This window comes from Williamsia sp. DF01-3 (assembly GCF_023051145.1).
Classification (GTDB): domain Bacteria; phylum Actinomycetota; class Actinomycetes; order Mycobacteriales; family Mycobacteriaceae; genus Williamsia.
Map to the genome: position 1 here is coordinate 1 of NZ_JALKFS010000005.1, position 17,221 is coordinate 17,221.

A 17,221-nucleotide genomic window follows, 5' to 3' on the forward strand; every position below is an offset into this window, starting at 1 on the left:
CTGATTCTGAGATACGTGTGACTACGCCACCATTGTGATCGGCTGTCCCAATGTTGTTGTCTCAGTGTTGTTGTCTTGGAGGGGGTGTGGTGATGGCTGTTGTTGATCTGGTTGATGAGGTCGTCGGGGTGGAGTTTCCGGATGATCCGGCCGGGGTGGTGGCGGTGGTGAAAGATCTGATCACTGTGCGTAATGCTGTGGAGGCGCGGTTGGCGGCCGGCGCAGCGGTCATCGACCGCCTGGCTGTGGCCAAACGTCTGGGGTCGACCACGTCGAAGGTGTTGCAGGCCAACGGTGCCGCGCCGGGCGCGGCGGCTCGGTGGCTACGCATCGGCACCGGCCTGGAGGGGTTGGACCGTACAGTCGGATACTTTAGGGACGGGTTCCTGTCCGCCGAGCACGTCGATGCAATAGTTCGGGGTGTCGGCCATGTTCGCAGCCGCATCCCCGGTGAGGTGAGTGACGACTTCCGGTGGGAGGTCGAGGGAAAACTCCTGGCTCATGCGGTCTCTGGTGCACCACCCGCCGAGATCGGCCGGATCGCCCGGGCGATGGGTAATGAGGTCGCCGGAGAGCAGGGTGGGGTGCCGGCCGCCAACGACGCCTCTTTGAACACTGTGGACTACGTGATCACTGACGATGGCCGATTGTCGGGCAGGTTTGATGTTGATGCGGTGACCGGAGAAAAATTTATGTCCGCGCTGGACGTGTGGTCCAGGCCGCGTCCTGAACCGGACGGGAGCGCAGATACCCGCACACCGACGCAACGACGCAACGACGCAACGACGAGCTGATGCCCTGCACCAACTGCTTGATTGTGGCGGCGGTGGGCAGGGTTTCGTCTCGGCGCCGAGAACCGAGGTCATGGTGACGGTTCCGGCTGATCATCCCGACCTTGCGTCACTGCGGTGGATGGGTCCGGTCACCGAAGCAACCGCAGCGGCGTTGGCGTGTGATGCCAGCATTACCTCGATCACCCTGGACGGGCAGCAGGTGCCGATTGATTTGAGTCCGCCCAAGCGTTTGTTCACCGGAGCTGTGCGTAAAGCGATATTGCTTCGCGATACCTGCTGCATCAAGTGCGGGGCGCCGGCGACCTGGTCGGACTGTCATCACATCGTGCACTGGGCTGACGGAGGGCCGACGACCCTGGGCAATGGGTGCTTGCTGTGCCGGACGTGTCATCGGGCCGTGCACCACACCGACTGGGACATCGTCATGGGACTCGACGGGCACCCTTGGCTGATCCCACCCGCCGATATCGACCCCACCCGACAACCACTACCGGCCTACAACCGCCGAACCCGTACTCTCGCAGCCTGACTCAGGTTGCGTGACTCACGCAAACCAGCACAACACCGCACCCGCCACATCGCCGGGACCGCGGACGCACCCTGACAACTCCATAGTGTGAAACCGCGTTCAAGGGCTGTCGCCTGCCCGACTGGCACAGGTCAGGCGACAGCCCTACCAACACGGGCCGGCTCAGGAGCGAGATCAGGGCCACATGCGTTGGCGACTTCGAGACGTGAAAAGTGCTGTCGCTGAATGGTTGTTCTGTGCAGGTAGACCGAACTCCATCCTGCCACCACAACCCACGTGATCAGCAGTAGCGCGAACAACGCTGCAGCAATGACGCGCAAGGGTGTCGACCCCACCGCAACGGCAAGTGATGCCGAACCAGTCACGCACGTTCCGATCGGAAAGGTGAAGCTCCACCAGGTGGGCGTGAAGGTCAGTCCCCGTCGGACGTTGTGCACGGTGATCAGCGCCGCGAGGACAAATACGAACCCTGCAAACCCCGACATGACCAATCCGTAGCCGATACCGAAGATGCGCAGACCGTTTGCGATCGAGGCTTGCTCGCCGTCGAACACGAGGTGGGCACTCGACCCGAGTAACACTGCGGCTGCGATGGATTGGCCGATCATCCCGAGCATGATCCATACCGTCGGTGCAACCTGCACAGACGGCAGTCCGCGATGGATGAGACGCGAGTAGATCATCGTCATCGTCAAGAACCCGACAATCAACGTCAGCCCGAACAGCGCGTAACACGTTGCGAGAAGTCCTGATCGGATGTCGCCGGGCGGCAGGTGCGGGAGGAGCAACGGTCCGGTGGCTGCCGACACCATCGGCGGAACCACCGGCATCAACCAACTCGGCATGGCACCGTCCGCCGAACTCTGCGTACCGGTGATCGTCCGAAATGGAACCCACACGGTTGTGAACACGCCTGCGGCGGTACCCACCGCCCACAACGCACCGCCGACCCACACTGCGACCGAGTCGCCAAAGAACTGCGGTCCGAGTTCAACCGTCCCGGCCCCGACCGTGAGCAAGGCCATGGCTGGGGCGCCGTAGAAGTGAGCCATACCGGGATCCGCGGCGTGATCGGCGGGCCCCTTTCCGAGGAACAGGCACGACGCGACCACAAGGCCGGCCAGCGCGATCACCCAGAAAGAGGTGGTGAGAACTCCCATCGCCGGCCAGGCCGAGTGCAACGCCACACCCGACGTGGCCACGATGCCCGTGCCCATCACTGCAGAGAACCAGTTCGGCGTCATGGATTCATGGTCACCTCGTCTCGTCGAGACAGGTAGAGGACTTGTTGTTGTCCGGGTACAAGTCGGGCTTGTAACCTCGACAGATGGTGTTGCCCGCCCGAGTCCCCGACCTCTCCGCCCTCGACGTTGTCGTGTCAGTGGCTCGGCAGGGCAGTATGAGCGCCGCCGCCCGCGAGCAGAACCTCAGCCAGCAGGCCATCAGCGCACGCGTCCATGCCGTGGAACGCGAACTGGGTGTGGTGCTCTTCCGCCGGTCGCCGTCGGGCACTGAGCTGACGCCTGAAGGCGTCGCAGTGCTGGAGTGGGCATCGGGTCTGCTCGACGCGGCGGAACGGTTCTCGGCCGGGATCGACTCGTTGCTGGGCAGCAAGCGCGCCACGGTCACGGTCGCGGCCTCGATGACGGTTGCCGAGTATCTGATTCCGTCCTGGGCCCTGGCCCTCCGGCGCCTCCACCCCGAAACACGGATACGGGTGCAGCCGATGAACTCCGCCGATGTCATCCGGGATGTGTTGGCAGGATCCGTCGACGTGGGGTTTGTCGAAGGGCCACACACCGATTCGCGTCTGGATCACCGGGCTGTCGCGCACGACGAGCTGGTGGTGATCACCCGGCCGGATCATCCCTGGGCACGAGCCGGCCGCGCCATCTCTCCTGCCGAGTTGATGCGAACGCCGCTGGTTCAACGTGAGCTCGGCTCGGGCACGCGGGTCACCTTCGAGGCGGCGCTCGGTGAGGCCGCGGATCCGTTGCTCGAGCTGACGTCGGTAGCTGCCGTCAAGGCCGCGGTCCTCAGTTCCGACGCACCTGCCGTGCTTTCCAGTCTGTCCGTCGCGCCCGAACTGGCGGACGGCAAGTTGGTCCGCATCGAGGTGTCCGGCGTCGCGATGCCTCGGGTGTTGCGCGCAGTATGGGATCGAAATCGCGGGTTGCGCGGGCCAGCAAGGGATTTGGTCGACCTCGCGATCACCCGGTCTTCCGCTTCGCCCTGACTGAGGTGCTGTCGGGCAATACCATCGGCTGAGGCAGTGGATGCTGCCGAAAGGAGCCATCATGAAGTTCAAAGTCCGCCACATCCCCACCCGGGTCGCCACCGGCGCATTCATCCTCAGTTCGGGTCTGGCCAAGCGACAGGCCGATGAGGAGACCGCCACGCAGCTTCACGGCCTCACCGCCGGGACATATCCACTGGCAACCAAGCTCAGCCCACCTGCGTTCATCCGGTTTGTCTCGACCGGCGAGATCGCACTCGGTGCCGCGTTGTTGCTCCCCATCGTCCCCACCGCGGTTGCCGGCGCGGGTCTGACCGCCTTCTCGGCGGGTCTCCTCGGCCTCTACCTGAACACCCCCGGCATGCGGGAACCAGGCACTCTGGCCCCCACCCAGCAGGGCACTGCGCTTGCCAAGGATGTCTGGATGCTGGGCATCGGTGTGGGACTGATGGTTGACGCCCTCGGCGAGAAGGTCCGGTCGAAATAGCGGCGGCCTGCCGGTGAGCGGCCTGCCTGCATTCGTCCACACCACCGCGGTCGGGGACGCCGAACTCGCCTGGACAGAGTCGGGCCACGCCGTTAGGCCCGGCCGGACCGCCATCTGGGCGCATGGGCTGACGTCCAGCGCCACCGCACAAGAGACCGTCGGCATGTTCGATTGGTCGCCGGTCACCCGCGATCACCGGCTGATCCGGTATGACGCCCGCGGCCACGGCCGATCGACGGGCGGTGCCGATCCGGAGCAGTACACCTGGCCGAATCTCGGCCGTGACCTGCTCGGCCTCCTCGACTCGATGAGCCCCGACGAGCCGGTCGCAGGGATCGGCTCGTCCATGGGGACAGCCACACTGCTGTGGGCAGCGGTCGCCGAACCCCATCGGTTCCACCACCTCGTGTTGACCACCCCACCGACCGCCGGACAGGTCCGGGCCGCACACGTTGTCGCCTACCGGGCAGGCGCCGACCTCATCGAACGCAGTGGGCTGGCCGCCTATGAAGCAGCTTCCGCAGGGCCACCGCCTGCGGTGTTGTCGGGTCTCGCCGAGGCCCGAACTCCGATCGCTGTGCCCGAGTCCCTCCTGCCATCGGTCCTGCGGGGCGCCGCGCGGTCGGATCTGCCGGCGGACGTGGAGCTGCGTGCACTGCGTATACCCACCCTGGTCCTCGCGTGGTCGGGAGACCCGGGCCATCCACTGTCCACCGCACGTCGGTTGGCAACCGTGATCCCGGGCGCGCAGTTGTGCGTCGCCGACACCCCGGGTCAGCTCCGCGAGTGGCCCCAAGGGGTCGCAGACTTCCTGGCGGGGTGAGTCTGCCAACCGGTTGAAGTTGAAAGTTCGGGTACCCGAACTCTAAGGTGAGAGGATGCGAACTCGGTCCAGGGTAGTGCGGGTGACCTCGGTGTTCGTCATCGCCCTGAGCGTTTTGGCCCTCAGTGCGTGCGTCGGCAAACGCGAGCGCAACGATGGCCGGCTCACGGTGCTCACCACCTTCACCGTGCTCCAAGACATCGTTGCCAACATCGCGGGGCCAGATGTCCGGGTCGAGTCGGTGACCAAAGCCGGTGCGGAGATCCACGGCTACGAACCGACACCGGGCGACCTGCGACGGGCAGCGGAAGCGGACCTCATCATCGACAACGGCCTGCACCTGGAAGCCTGGTTCGAGCAGTTCGTCGACCGGCTCGATGTGGATCACGTGGTCGCCAGCAAGGGTGTCGAACCCATCCCGATCAGCGATGACGCCGGAGCCGGTACCGCGAACCCCCACGCCTGGATGTCTCCCTTGAATGTCCAGACGTATGCCGACAACATCGCATCGGCACTCGCCGAACTCGATCCCGACCATGCTTCCGAGTACCTCCAGAACGCCGCCACCTACAAGGCGCAGCTGCAGGAGGTCCACGACCGGATGGTCACCGAATTGGCCAAATTGCCACCGCAGAGCAGAGCGCTGGTCAGTTGCGAAGGCGCCTTCTCATACCTAGCCCGCGACACCGGTATGCAGGAGAAATACGTATGGCCTGTGAACGCAGAACAGCAGGGCACATCGAAGCAACTGCAGTCCACGATCGACTTCGTCCGCGCGAACAACATCCGTGCGGTGTTCTGTGAGTCCACCGTGAGTGATTCGGTGATGCGCCAGGTCGAACGTGCCACCGACGCCGACTTCGGGGGCGTCCTCTACGTCGACTCGCTGTCCGAGTCCGATGGCCCGGTGCCGACGTATCTCGACCTCATCCGCCACGATTCCGACACGATCGTCAACGCACTGACCCGAGGTGGATCCCAATGACCACTCTTCCTTCCCAGCCTCAGCCGGGCCGCACCCCTCACGACGGCCCCCCGCCATCGCGATCAACGGGGTCAGCGTGTTCTACGGCGACGTGCACGCCCTCGACAACGTCTCCATCAACATTGCGCCGGGGCGCATCTGCGGACTGATCGGGATGAACGGATCCGGCAAGTCGACACTGTTCAAGACCATCATGGGGCTGGTGAAACCCGACTCCGGATCGGTGGAGATCGCCGGAGGTACACCGGCAGAGGCGCGCGCCAACGGTCTCATCTCCTACGTCCCGCAGTCCGAAGACGTCGACTGGACATTCCCCATCTCGGTCCGCGAAGTCGCGATGACCGGGCGGTATGGCCGTCAGGGATTCACCCGCAGGCCACGTCGAGCCGACAAAGAGGCGGTCGACCACGCCCTCGCCCAGGTCGAGCTGACCGACTTGGCCGGCCGTCAGATCGGGCGATTGTCCGGTGGGCAACGCAAGCGGGCATTCGTCGCCCGCGGGATCGCCCAAGAGGCGGACGTCCTGCTGCTCGACGAACCCTTCGCAGGCGTCGACAAGAAGTCGGAAGCCACGATCATCGCCCTGTTGAGGTCCCTGGCCGCACAGGGAAAGACGATCCTCATCTCCACCCACGACCTCGGCTCGCTCGAGACCTTCTGCGACGAGGCGGTACTGCTGATGCGCACGGTCCTGATGCACGACGAGCCCGACGTCGTACTGAGGCCGGAGAGCCTTGCCCTGGCCTTCGGTATGGATGTGCTGGGACGGGGGGTGCGGTCATGATCATCGACTGGTGGCTCGATCCTCTCGCCGAGGACTTCATGGTGAACATGCTTCTCGCGACCACGGTCGCGGCTGCGGTGTGCGCCATGATCAGTTGCTGGATCGTTCTGATCGGCTGGTCGCTGATGGGAGATGCCGTGTCCCACGCGGTTCTGCCCGGTGTGGTGCTCGCGTACATCTTCGGCGCGCCGTTTGCGGTGGGTGCGTTGATCTTCGGCCTCGGTGCCGTCCTGCTGATCGGCGTGGTCCGCGACACCAGCCGGGTCAAGGAAGACGCCGCGATCGGCATCGTCTTCAGCACACTGTTCGCCCTGGGCCTGGTACTCATCTCGATCACGCCGAGTCAGACCGACCTCAACCACATCCTTTTCGGCAACGTTCTCGGGGTCTCGCAATCGGACCTGTGGCAGATCCTCGGACTGGCCGTGGTCGCCGTGGTGGTCCTGACGCTCAAACGACGAGACCTCACCCTGTTCGCCTTCGACCCCACCCACGCTCATGCGATCGGTTTGTCCCCTCGTCGCCTCGGCGCACTGCTGCTCGGACTGCTCGCCCTCACATGTGTTGTGGCACTGCAGATCGTCGGCGTTGTTCTTGTGGTCGCGATGCTGATCATCCCGGGTGCGTCCGCTTACCTGCTCACCGATCGATTCAACCGGATGCTGATCATCGCACCGATCTTGGCCTGTTCCTGCGCAGTCCTGGGGATCTACTATGCGTACTACCTGGACGTGGCACCCGGCGCGATGGTGGTACTCGCCCAGGGACTGGCGTTTGCGGTCATCTATCTGTTCGCACCTCGCCAGGGCGTGTTGATCAAGGCGATCAACCGGGCGCAGCGACGACGCTCCACGGCTCTCGCGGCGTCCTGACGCAGGGCCGGCTCTTCAGGGCCGTCCTGATCGGCGAGAGGATGGCGAGTGATGGGGCTGTACGCGGAGGCTTTTGCGCAGAGTGTGGACGACCCGGACGAGTTCTGGCTTCATGCGGCCAAAGCTGTTGATTGGTACACCGCGCCAACCGTCGCTCTCGGACGACGGAGCGAAACGCGGTACCAGTGGTTTCCCGGAGCAACCCTCAACACGAGTTTCAACGCGCTCGATCGGCATGTGGACGCCGGCCACGGCGATCGGCCGGCCCTGATCTGGGATTCGGCGATGACCGGTGTCTCACGCACCTTCTCCTACTCCGACCTGCTGGCCGAGGTCTCCACATTCGCAGGCGCGCTGCGTGAGCGCGGCGTCACCGCCGGTGACCGCGTCATCATCTACATGCCGATGATCCCGGAGGCCGCCATCGCCATGCTTGCGTGCGCACGGATCGGCGCCGTGCACTCGGTGGTGTTCGGCGGGTTCGCCGGAAAAGAACTCGCCACCCGCATCGACGACGCCCGCCCGGTTGCGCTCATCACCGCTTCGGGTGGACTCGAGCCGGGGCGCACCGTGGAGTACTTACCGATGGTGACCACAGCACTCGAACTGTCCGATCACCCACCCAGCACGGTGATCGTCAAGAATCGCGAGCAGGTCGCCGGGAGCGCGGCAGACCACGACGGCTGGTTCGACTGGGATGAGCTGACTGCCGAAGCGCCTGCCGCAGAACCTGTTCCGGTCGCGGCCACCGACCCGCTCTACATCCTGTACACCTCCGGGACCACCGGTAAACCCAAGGGCGTCGTCCGCGACAACGGCGGTCACGCCGTGGCACTGACGTGGTCGATGCGCAACATCTACGACATAGCGCCAGGCGACGTGTGGTGGACGGCATCCGACGTCGGCTGGGTGGTGGGCCATTCGTACATCGTCTACGGCCCACTCCTGGCGGGCGCCACGTCCGTGATGTACGAGGGCAAGCCGGTGGGCACGCCGGACGCGGGCGCTTTCTGGCGGGTCATCAACGACTACGGCGTGCGGGCGCTGTTCACCGCACCTACCGCCATCCGCGCCGTCCGGAAGCAGGATCCGGAGGCGAAACTCATTGCGCAGTACGATGTCTCGTCGCTTCGGACACTCTTCGCCGCCGGCGAACGACTCGATCCGGACACATACGAGTGGTCGACGAAGGTGCTCGCCGTCCCGGTGGTCGACCACTGGTGGCAGACCGAGACCGGCTGGGCGATCGCGGCCAATCTCCGCGGCCTCGAACCCATGCCACTCAAGGCCGGGTCGCCCACCGTGCCGGTGCCGGGATTCCGGGTGCAGGTGGTCGACGCCGAAGGGAAAGTCGTTCCGGCAGGCGGCGAAGGCAACATCGTCATCGAACTCCCGCTTCCGCCGGGAACTCTCACCGGTCTGTGGAATGACGAAGCGCGCTATAACGATTCGTATCTCAAGGCATTCCCCGGTTTCTACCTCACCGGCGACTCGGGATACATCGACTCCGACGGCTACGTGTTTGTCCTCGGACGTTCCGACGACGTGATCAATGTCGCCGGCCACCGGCTGTCCACCGGGAGTATCGAGGCCGTGGTCGCGGCACATCCGGCGGTCGCCGAATGCGCGGTGATCGGCATACAGGACGAACTCAAGGGTCAGCGGCCCAGCGGATATGTGGTTCTCAAAGAAGGGGTCGACATCGATCCGGAGAGTCTCCGTTCCGAACTGGTCGCCATGGTGCGCGAGCAGATCGGCGCAGTCGCGACCTTCCGCGATGTCACCGTCGTCAATGCGCTCCCCAAGACGAGGTCGGGCAAGATCCTGCGCAAGACGATGCGTCAGATCGCCGACCGCGAATCCTTCACGGTGCCATCGACAATCGAGGACCCGGCTGTTCTCGAGGCGCTGAAGAGCCAACTCGAATGATCGTGGTCACGGGACGTGTCGGTGGCCACCCGTAGATTTGCACCATGCCATTCGCCGACGAACTCCTGGGCGCCTCCGCGGTGGAGGGCTTGACGACGTGCCTGATGCTCGCCGGCTACGACACCGCCCGCACGTCGGCAACCGTCACCGAGTTCGACGGCATGGCGCTCAAGAACCGATCAGACCTCGTCCGCGATGCCCTGATCGATGATCTGCCCGAGCCGTTCACCGGATTTGTCAGCGCGGTGAACAAACTCATCGACCAGCCTGGCTGCACCGGGTGGATGGTCTGGCCGATCACCGAAGCAGTGGCCTTGCGTGCCACCGCACAAGGGACAACCGGAGCCTTCGACATCGGCCTGGCGTTGCTCGCCGAGCTCACTCCCCGACTCACATCCGAGTTCGCCTTGCGCACCATGCTTCTGGCCGATCTCGACCGCACCCTTGCCGCGGCGCGCGCATGGGCGGAATCACCGGACCACCACGTGCGGCGGCTCGCGAGCGAAGGAACCCGGCAATACCTGCCGTGGGCACGCCGGATACCCGAATTGCTTCGGCATCCAGCGGCAACGCTCCCGATCGTCGATGCGCTCTACCGCGACCCCAGCGAGTACGTTCGACGGTCCGTGGCCAATCACGTCAACGACCTCAGCCGCCACCACCCCGACCTGGTGGTCTCCACTGCGGCCCGCTGGCAGAATGCACCCGACGCCAACACCGGCAAGCTGGTGCGGCACGCGTTGCGGACGCTGGTGAAGAAAGGCGACCCGGACGCGCTGGCGCTGCTGGGCTTCGATGCGCCGACCGGCCTCTACCTCACCGAGCTGATCGTCGACCCAACCGTTGACACCGGGGACAAACTCGCGTTCGCGATAACTCTCGCGCACTCTGGCGAGTCGCCGGTGAACGTGGTCGTCGACTACAGCATCGGATTCCGCAAGGCCAACGGCGCCATCACCCACAAGGTGTTCAAGTTGGCCACGAAGACGATGAGACCGGGTGAACACCTACGTTTGACCAAGTCACATTCGTTTGTCCCCATCACCACCCGCCGGTACCACCCCGGCCGCCATGAACTCGCCGTGCAGGTGAACGGCCGGCGCATGGGTGTTGCCGAATTCGATCTTCTCGGCGCCGCAGAGCCCACTGTCTTGCGCTGACCATAGTCAGGCCGTACCTTCTGACTATGCTTATTAGTAGCCAGTCTGCCGCGCCGGCGACCGGCAGCGACAACACCCGGTGGTTTGCGCTGGCAGCGGTGTGCTTCGGCATGATGCTGACCTTCCTGAACATCACGGCCACCATTTCGGCCGTGCCCGCCATCCAATCCGATCTCGATGCCGACAGTGCCACGATGGTGTGGATCCCGAGCATCTTCGCGTTGGTGGTTGCCAGCCTGGTGCTCTCTGCGGGCACCGTCGGTGATGTCATCGGCAGGCGAACCGCGTTCATCGCCGGCTCCGCGATCATGTCGATCGGCAGCCTCTCATCGTTCCTCTCGCACAGCAGCGGCATGATCCTTGCCGCTCAGGCGATCACCGGTGTGGGAGCCGCGCTGGTATTGCCCAACAGTCTGGCCATCATCAGCAACGGCTTCCCCGACCCGAAGGAGCGGACCGAGGCGATCAGCATCTGGGCTGCTTGCTCCGGCCTCGGCCTCGCGATCGGACCCCTGTCAGCCGGAGCGGTACTCGGGGCATTCTCCTGGAATGCCGTCTACCTCGTCAACGCCATCGCTGCCCTCGTGGTCGTGGCCGTCGCCCCGATTGTTGTGCCACGCAGTAAGGTTCAGGGAGCCAGACTCGACGTTCCCGGTCTCCTGTCCGCCACCACAGCCATCGCCGCGCTCACCTACTGGGTCATCGACGGATCACGCAGTGGCTTCACGTCCACCCACGCGATCATCGCGATCATCCTATTTGCCTGCGCCTTGGCCTTTTTCATCGTCTATGAGCGGTCGACGAACGCACCGATGCTTGATCTGCGACTCTTTCGGTCAGCGTCCTTCTCCACCGTCATGATGGTCAGCGCGACGGTGCTCTTCGGTTTCACCGGACTGTCCCTGATCTCGGTGTTGTTTCTCGAAAGGATAGGAAAGCTGAGCGCCTGGAGCACCGGGCTGCATTTGTTGGCCGTGATGGGCACCTACGTTGTCGTCAGCGCGATCGCGCCACGGTTGTTGCCGCGCATCGGTTTCAAGGTCATGCTCACCACCGGATTGATCATCACAGCGCTCGGATCATTACTGCTGCTGCGAGTCCATCCGCATGAGGGTTGGACAAACCTGACAGTGGCACTGGTGGTCTTGGGAGTCGGCTTCGGTTCACTGATCGCGCCGGCCACCGCTGCCGCCATGAACAGTGTGGCGCCTGCCCAGGCAGGGATGGCCAGCGGCACGGTCAACATGTTCCGCCAGCTGGGTGGTGTACTCGGCACAAGCGTGCTCGGGTCGATACTCACCTCGCAGCTCGCTTCAGGTTTGCTGACCCACCCCGCCGACGAAGCGTTTGAGTCGGCATTCCACACCTGCGCACTGGTAGCCGCCGCAGTGTTCGCCGTGGTGGCCATCCCGACCGCTGTGTTCGTCCGAAGCAGGCCCTCACATGGGTGACGCACTCGCATCCACACAGTGGGGTGAGCCCCGATCACGGACCGTCACATGGCACGACCCGTCGAAACCCGCTGCCTTGTCGCAGACGATGTCAGGGTTGGACTACCTCCAGGCTCTCGCGGCCGGAACGATCCCCGCGCCGCCCATCGTCGGTTTGATCGACGCCCAGTTGGCATCGGTGGACTCGGGCACGGCCGTATTCACCCTCGAGCCCAACGAGTCTCACTTCAACCCGATCGGCGCGGTTCACGGTGGCATCATCTGCACACTGCTCGATTCGGCCGCGGGATGCGCCGTGCACTCCACCTTGCCGCGCGGCACCGGCTACACATCCATCGAGATCAAGGTCAATTTCATGCGGGGAGTCACCCTCGAATCCGGCCGGCTCACAGCACGCGGCTGGGTGAAGAAGCCAGGGCGGCGGGTGGCGTTTGCCGAGGCCGAGATCACCGATGAGAGCGGCAAGACTGTCGCGACCGCATCGAGTGCACTGCTCGTCTTCGACATACCGTCCTGACCACACGATCGCGAGCAATCAGACGTTCGTAGTAAGAACCCACTCATTCTGGCTTGCAGCGACTTCCGCTCAGTGAGACTCTCCAGTTACCTGTGCGCTGGGTCACTGCATCATTGCGTCATGCGCTCTCGGCTCAGCTCCCGCGTCTCGCGGACTGTCGGTGACTGGATGATGTCCACCGTGGCGGTCACCTACATCAGTGACGGTCAGGGCACCGGGCGGTGGTTCACTTCTTCACCTTGGACAGAGGTCACCGAGCTGCGGTTGTCGGCGGATACTGTCGGCACTCTGCTGCAGATGACGAGCCCTGTCATCATCGCTGGCCGATGTGGTTCATCCCCAACGTGATTGACCACCGTCGAGTGGAATGGTCGCTCCGGTGAGATACCCGGCATCTGGCCCCACCAGGAAGACGATGGCCCGGCCGATGTCGCTCTCGGGGTCACCTACACGGCCGAGCGGGATACCCGCCACAAACGCAGCTGCTTCTTCGGGATTCTTCTCCATCCACCGGTCGAGGGCGGGCGAGGCGGCGTGCGGGGCGACCGACAGGACTCTGATTCCGTCACCACCCCACTCGCACGCTGCCGCCCGCGTGAGCGACCGCATGCCTTCTTTGATCGACCCGTAGGCGCCGTAATTGCTTGCGTCCCAGCGCACTGCCGCTGAGGTCACGAGATTGATGATGACGCCGCCGCCACGTGCCTTCATGTGGGGATGGCATAGCTGCATCATCCGTAGGGTCGCGAGCGGCCCGGTGGCAAACGACCGTTCGTAGTCCTCGTCGACGATCGACAGGATCGGGCCCGGCTTGCAGTCGTTGGCGTTGTTCACCAGGATGTCGACCGACCCGAGAGCGGCCACCGTGCCATCGACCGCGCGCGCGATGTCCTCGCGATCGCTCACGTCGCAGACGATCGGTTCAGCACGCGCGCCCAGATCGGTCAGCATCGCACAGGTGTCGAGCAGCTTGGACGCCGTCCGGCCGGCCACGGCAATCGCCGCGCCCTCCTTGGCCAAGGCGAGTGCGATGCCCTGTCCGATCCCCTGACCTGCTCCGGTTATCAGCGCCACCTTGCCGTCGAGTGTTCCCATGCTGCACTTCCTTTCAAGGTTCTGTCAGATCTGTTCACGTGCTGCGCGGGCAGGGGCGCGGGATCTCACGGGCCAGGACGGTAATGGCCGAGCTCGGCCGGGAGTCCTGCACTCCCGTTCACCGAGACCCTGCTCAGATCCCGCTGGGCGGGACTGCGACCAACCACGGCCACCGCAGCATCTAGCGTCCGTGGCAGGCGCCGGACAGCGCACCGACTGGGAAGGGATGCTGATGGATCCGCGTACCGACTGGGACTTCTCAGGCAGAAGTGTTGTCGTGACGGGCGGCACCAAAGGCATCGGATTCGTCGTGGCAACGGCGTTCCTAGAGGCCGGTGCCGACGTGATGGTCTGTGGTCGGCACACCCCCGCCACGCTGCCGCACCACTCCGGCCGAACGGCATCGTTCCGCGCCACCGATGTCCGGGATCCCTCGGACGCAGCCGGCTTGATCGACGACACCGTCGCGGCACACGGCGGGCTCGACGTTCTGGTGAACAATGCCGGCGGTTCCCCCGATGCCGATGCCGCCACCGTCTCGCCGCGATTTGTCGAGAAGATACTCGCACTCAATCTCCTCGCGCCCTTTTACGCCGCCCAAGCCGCGAACTCGGTGATGCAAACCAATCCCGAGGGCGGTTCCATCATCAACATCGGCAGTGTCTCGGCCCACGACCCCCAGCCGGGCACTGCCGCATACAGCGCCGCCAAGGCCGGCCTGCTCGTCCTCACCAGAGCCCTGGCTCTGGAATGGGCGCCTGCCGTACGCATCAATCACATCACCACGGGTCTCATTCGCACCGAGAGCGCGGCCTCGGTATACGGCGACGACGGCGGGGCAGCCGTCATCAACACGCTCCCGATGGGCCGGATGGCCGTCCCAGACGACATCGCCAACGCCTGCCTGTTCCTCGCGAGCCGATCGGCGTCATATGTCAACGGTGCAGACCTCGCCGTCCACGGCGGTGGTGAGTACCCCGCTCGGTATGTCGCCACCCACAGCGGTGTCAGCCAGCGCTCGGTGGCACGGGAAGGTGTGCGCTGACCGCCATGCGTATCGGGATCACATCACCCATCGTCGTCCAGCACCCGGCCGCCGCATCCGCATGGGAGCGTGACGCCGGGCCCGCAGAGCTGATCCGTATCGCCCAGACGGCCGATCGACTCGGCTACCACCACCTCACGTGCAGCGAGCATGTCGCTGTCCCCATCGACGTCGCCGCCGAACGCGGAGGTACCTACTGGGACCCGCTCGCCACCTTCGGTTTCGTTGCGGCGCACACGTCTCGGATCAAACTCGCCACCCAGGTGCTGGTCCTCGGCTATCACCATCCCCTCGAGATCGCCAAGCGGTACGGCACCCTCGATCTGGTCAGCGGCGGCCGCCTCGTGCTGGGACTCGGCGTGGGCAGCCTGAGAGAAGAGTTCGACACACTCGGTGCAGAATTCGCCGGCCGGGGTCGCATCGCCGACGACGCCCTCGCCGCGCTGCGTGCTTCGCTCTCTCGTCCCGACCCCGTCTACCACGGCCCTCATTACGACTTCGGCAACGTTGTCGTCGAGCCCCACGCAGTACAGCCGCGCGTTCCGATGTGGATCGGCGGACGCACTCCCCGTTCTCTGCGCCGTGCCGTCACGCTCGGAGACGGATGGGTTCCGTTCGGCCTGCCGCTGCTGGACCTCGAGCGGCTCCTCGACGCCGCCGAACTGCCCCACGACTTCACGGTGGTCCTCCCCGCGAGTCACATCGACCCACTCGGCAACCGGTCGGGTGCCCTCAGATCGCTGGAGCGGCGCAGGGAGATGGGGGCCACCATCGTGAGCGTCAGTATCTCGGCCACCGGCGTGTCCCACTACTGCGACCAGCTCGAGGCGTTGCAGGAGGCCTGCATCGCGCTCGACATCGACTTCACTTCGGAGGACTGACCATGAAACTGCAGGGAAAGACGGCGATTGTCACGGGCGGCGCGGGCGGGATCGGCAGTGCCATCACCCGCGTGTTCGTCGAGCAGGGCGCTAACGTCGTGTTTGCCGACATCGACGACAAGCGCGGCCACGAATTGGAACGCGACCTCGGCCCGTCAGCACGCTTCCTGAATGTGGACATCTCGAAACCACAAGCTGCGGTGACCATTCGCGACACCGCCGTGTCGCACTTCGGTTCGGTCGACATCTTGGTCAACAACGCCCATGCGTCGCGCCAGGCGTCGCTGGTCGACCACACCGCTGAGATGTTCGAGTTGTCCTTCAACACCGGGTTCTATCCGATGGTGCACCTCATGCAAGCCTGCTACGAACAGCTGAGGGCTGCCTCGGGTTCGGTGATCAACTTCGCTTCCGGGTCGGGTCTGGAAGGAATGCCGACCCAGACGTCCTATGCCGCAGCCAAAGAAGCCATTCGGGGCGTGAGCCGGGTCGCCGCCAACGAGTGGGCGGCCGACGGTATCCGAGTGAACGTGATCTGCCCGTTTGCGGCCACCGAGGGTGTCATGGCATGGCAGAAGGCGTTCCCCGAGCGGGCCGCCGAATCGGCTGCCAAGGTGCCCCTCGGACGTATCGGGGACCCTGAGACCGATATCGCACCCATCGTCGTCTTTCTTGCTTCCGAGGATTCCAAGTACATGACCGGGCAGACTCTGATGGCAGACGGCGGCATCATCAAACTGCGGTAGGCCCGGAAACCACTGCGTCAGCTTTCGAACAACAAGGAGTCAGCACATGACAGAGCGTTTCGACGGGCAGGTCGCCCTGATCACCGGCGGCGCCCGCGGCCAGGGCCGTAGCCACGCCATCGCCTTCGCCGAACGCGGCGCAGACGTCGTCATCTGTGACCGCTGTGAGGACAGCGCTTCCGTCGCGTACCCGCTGGCCACCGAAGCCGACCTCGACGAGACCGTGCGTCTTGTGAAAGCCACCGGGCGACAGTGCATCGCGGTCAAAGCCGACACAGCCGATCGCCCGGCGATGGACGCTCTGGTCGGCCGGGCCGAAGCAGAGCTGGGACGGATCGACATCGCGGTGGCCAACGCCGGCGTCTCGGTCGCCGCGCCCGTCCAGTCGATGACCGAGCAGCAGTGGTCAGAAGTCATCTCGTCCAACCTCACCGGCGTCTTCAACACCGTCGGCGCCGTGTCGCCGGGGATGATCAAGCGCGGCTACGGTCGAATCGTGACGATCTCCTCCATGCTCGGCCGAGCGGGGAACGTCAGCATGGTCGGCTACGCCGCGTCCAAGTGGGGCGTCATCGGCCTGACGAAGAGCGCTGCCCTCGATCTCGCGTCGCATGGCATCACGGTGAATGCAATTGCCCCGGGCAACATCTCGACTCCGATGATTCACAACGACGCCCTGTACGCGATGATGCGACCCGACCTGGACCATCCGACCGACAAGGACGTCGAACCCGTCTTCGCATCACTGCACGCCCAGCCGGTGCCGTGGCTCGATGCCGACGAGATCACCCGGGTGGTGCTGTTCCTCACCGACAAGGCCAGTGCGCACATCAGCGGTACGGTCATTCCGGTCGACGCCGGGAATGCCGCACGCGTCACCGGTTGAC

General features: G+C 64.7%; 18 protein-coding genes. 16 read left to right on the forward strand and 2 right to left on the reverse strand.

Features of this window, described 5'->3' with window-relative positions:
• Positions 1 to 92: 92 nt before the first annotated feature.
• Complete coding sequence (locus MVA47_RS01760) at positions 93 to 794, forward strand: DUF222 domain-containing protein (RefSeq protein ID WP_281504609.1); 702 nt, start codon at positions 93 to 95, stop codon at positions 792 to 794.
• A 13-nt stretch (positions 795 to 807) separates the two neighbouring features.
• Positions 808 to 1,323, forward strand: a complete 516-nt coding sequence (locus MVA47_RS26585) for an HNH endonuclease (RefSeq protein ID WP_374474340.1) — start codon at positions 808 to 810, stop codon at positions 1,321 to 1,323.
• A gap of 131 nt (positions 1,324 to 1,454) precedes the next feature.
• Here the strand turns inward: MVA47_RS26585 and MVA47_RS01770 are convergent, their stop codons facing one another.
• Positions 1,455 to 2,567 (reverse strand): TDT family transporter, encoded by a 1,113-nt coding sequence (locus tag MVA47_RS01770; protein ID WP_247206411.1) that lies wholly within the window; start codon positions 2,565 to 2,567, stop codon positions 1,455 to 1,457.
• Positions 2,568 to 2,650: 83 nt separating this feature from the next.
• Here MVA47_RS01770 and MVA47_RS01775 point away from each other — a divergent pair, with 83 nt between their 5' ends.
• The 10 genes from MVA47_RS01775 (at position 2,651) to MVA47_RS01820 (ending at position 12,567) form a co-directional block, all read left to right on the forward strand.
• Complete coding sequence (locus tag MVA47_RS01775) at positions 2,651 to 3,559, forward strand: LysR family transcriptional regulator (protein ID WP_247206412.1); 909 nt, start codon at positions 2,651 to 2,653, stop codon at positions 3,557 to 3,559.
• A gap of 61 nt (positions 3,560 to 3,620) precedes the next feature.
• On the forward strand, positions 3,621 to 4,046 hold the full coding sequence (locus MVA47_RS01780) for a hypothetical protein (protein WP_247206413.1): 426 nt from the start codon (positions 3,621 to 3,623) through the stop codon (positions 4,044 to 4,046).
• Positions 4,047 to 4,059: 13 nt separating this feature from the next.
• A complete protein-coding gene (locus MVA47_RS01785; RefSeq protein WP_247206414.1) occupies positions 4,060 to 4,869 on the forward strand; it encodes an alpha/beta fold hydrolase in 810 nt (269 codons plus the stop codon).
• Positions 4,870 to 4,924: 55 nt separating this feature from the next.
• Complete coding sequence (locus tag MVA47_RS01790; RefSeq protein ID WP_374474036.1) at positions 4,925 to 5,854, forward strand: metal ABC transporter substrate-binding protein; 930 nt, start codon at positions 4,925 to 4,927, stop codon at positions 5,852 to 5,854.
• Positions 5,855 to 5,930: 76 nt separating this feature from the next.
• Positions 5,931 to 6,638: a metal ABC transporter ATP-binding protein gene (locus MVA47_RS01795; protein WP_247206415.1), complete on the forward strand. Its 708-nt coding sequence runs from the start codon at positions 5,931 to 5,933 to the stop codon at positions 6,636 to 6,638.
• Positions 6,635 to 7,510, forward strand: a complete 876-nt coding sequence (locus MVA47_RS01800) for a metal ABC transporter permease (RefSeq protein WP_023954409.1) — start codon at positions 6,635 to 6,637, stop codon at positions 7,508 to 7,510. Before MVA47_RS01795 ends, MVA47_RS01800 begins: the two co-directional genes overlap by 4 nt.
• Before the next feature lie 51 nt (positions 7,511 to 7,561).
• The gene (locus MVA47_RS01805; RefSeq protein WP_247206416.1) at positions 7,562 to 9,439 is read left to right on the forward strand and encodes a propionyl-CoA synthetase; all 1,878 of its coding nucleotides are present in this window, start codon (positions 7,562 to 7,564) and stop codon (positions 9,437 to 9,439) included.
• A gap of 44 nt (positions 9,440 to 9,483) precedes the next feature.
• Entirely contained in the window at positions 9,484 to 10,599 is a 1,116-nt protein-coding gene (locus tag MVA47_RS01810; protein WP_247206417.1) for a DNA alkylation repair protein, read from the forward strand.
• Positions 10,600 to 10,625: 26 nt separating this feature from the next.
• The gene (locus MVA47_RS01815; RefSeq protein WP_247206418.1) at positions 10,626 to 12,050 is read left to right on the forward strand and encodes an MFS transporter; all 1,425 of its coding nucleotides are present in this window, start codon (positions 10,626 to 10,628) and stop codon (positions 12,048 to 12,050) included.
• Positions 12,043 to 12,567, forward strand: coding sequence for a PaaI family thioesterase (locus MVA47_RS01820; RefSeq protein WP_247206419.1), 525 nt, complete (start codon positions 12,043 to 12,045; stop codon positions 12,565 to 12,567). Before MVA47_RS01815 ends, MVA47_RS01820 begins: the two co-directional genes overlap by 8 nt.
• Positions 12,568 to 12,900: 333 nt before the next feature.
• Here the strand turns inward: MVA47_RS01820 and MVA47_RS01825 are convergent, their stop codons facing one another.
• Entirely contained in the window at positions 12,901 to 13,662 is a 762-nt protein-coding gene (locus tag MVA47_RS01825; protein WP_247206420.1) for an SDR family NAD(P)-dependent oxidoreductase, read from the reverse strand.
• Between the two features lie 232 nt (positions 13,663 to 13,894).
• Here MVA47_RS01825 and MVA47_RS01830 point away from each other — a divergent pair, with 232 nt between their 5' ends.
• From MVA47_RS01830 to MVA47_RS01845, 4 genes are read left to right on the forward strand one after another with little or no spacing between them, the layout of a single operon-like run.
• On the forward strand, positions 13,895 to 14,707 hold the full coding sequence (locus MVA47_RS01830; protein WP_247210530.1) for an SDR family oxidoreductase: 813 nt from the start codon (positions 13,895 to 13,897) through the stop codon (positions 14,705 to 14,707).
• Between the two features lie 5 nt (positions 14,708 to 14,712).
• Positions 14,713 to 15,588, forward strand: coding sequence for a TIGR03619 family F420-dependent LLM class oxidoreductase (locus MVA47_RS01835; protein ID WP_247206421.1), 876 nt, complete (start codon positions 14,713 to 14,715; stop codon positions 15,586 to 15,588).
• 2 nt (positions 15,589 to 15,590) lie between these two features.
• On the forward strand, positions 15,591 to 16,334 hold the full coding sequence (locus tag MVA47_RS01840; RefSeq protein ID WP_247206422.1) for an SDR family NAD(P)-dependent oxidoreductase: 744 nt from the start codon (positions 15,591 to 15,593) through the stop codon (positions 16,332 to 16,334).
• 46 nt (positions 16,335 to 16,380) lie between these two features.
• On the forward strand, positions 16,381 to 17,220 hold the full coding sequence (locus MVA47_RS01845) for a mycofactocin-coupled SDR family oxidoreductase (protein ID WP_247206423.1): 840 nt from the start codon (positions 16,381 to 16,383) through the stop codon (positions 17,218 to 17,220).
• Position 17,221: the final 1 nt, after the last annotated feature.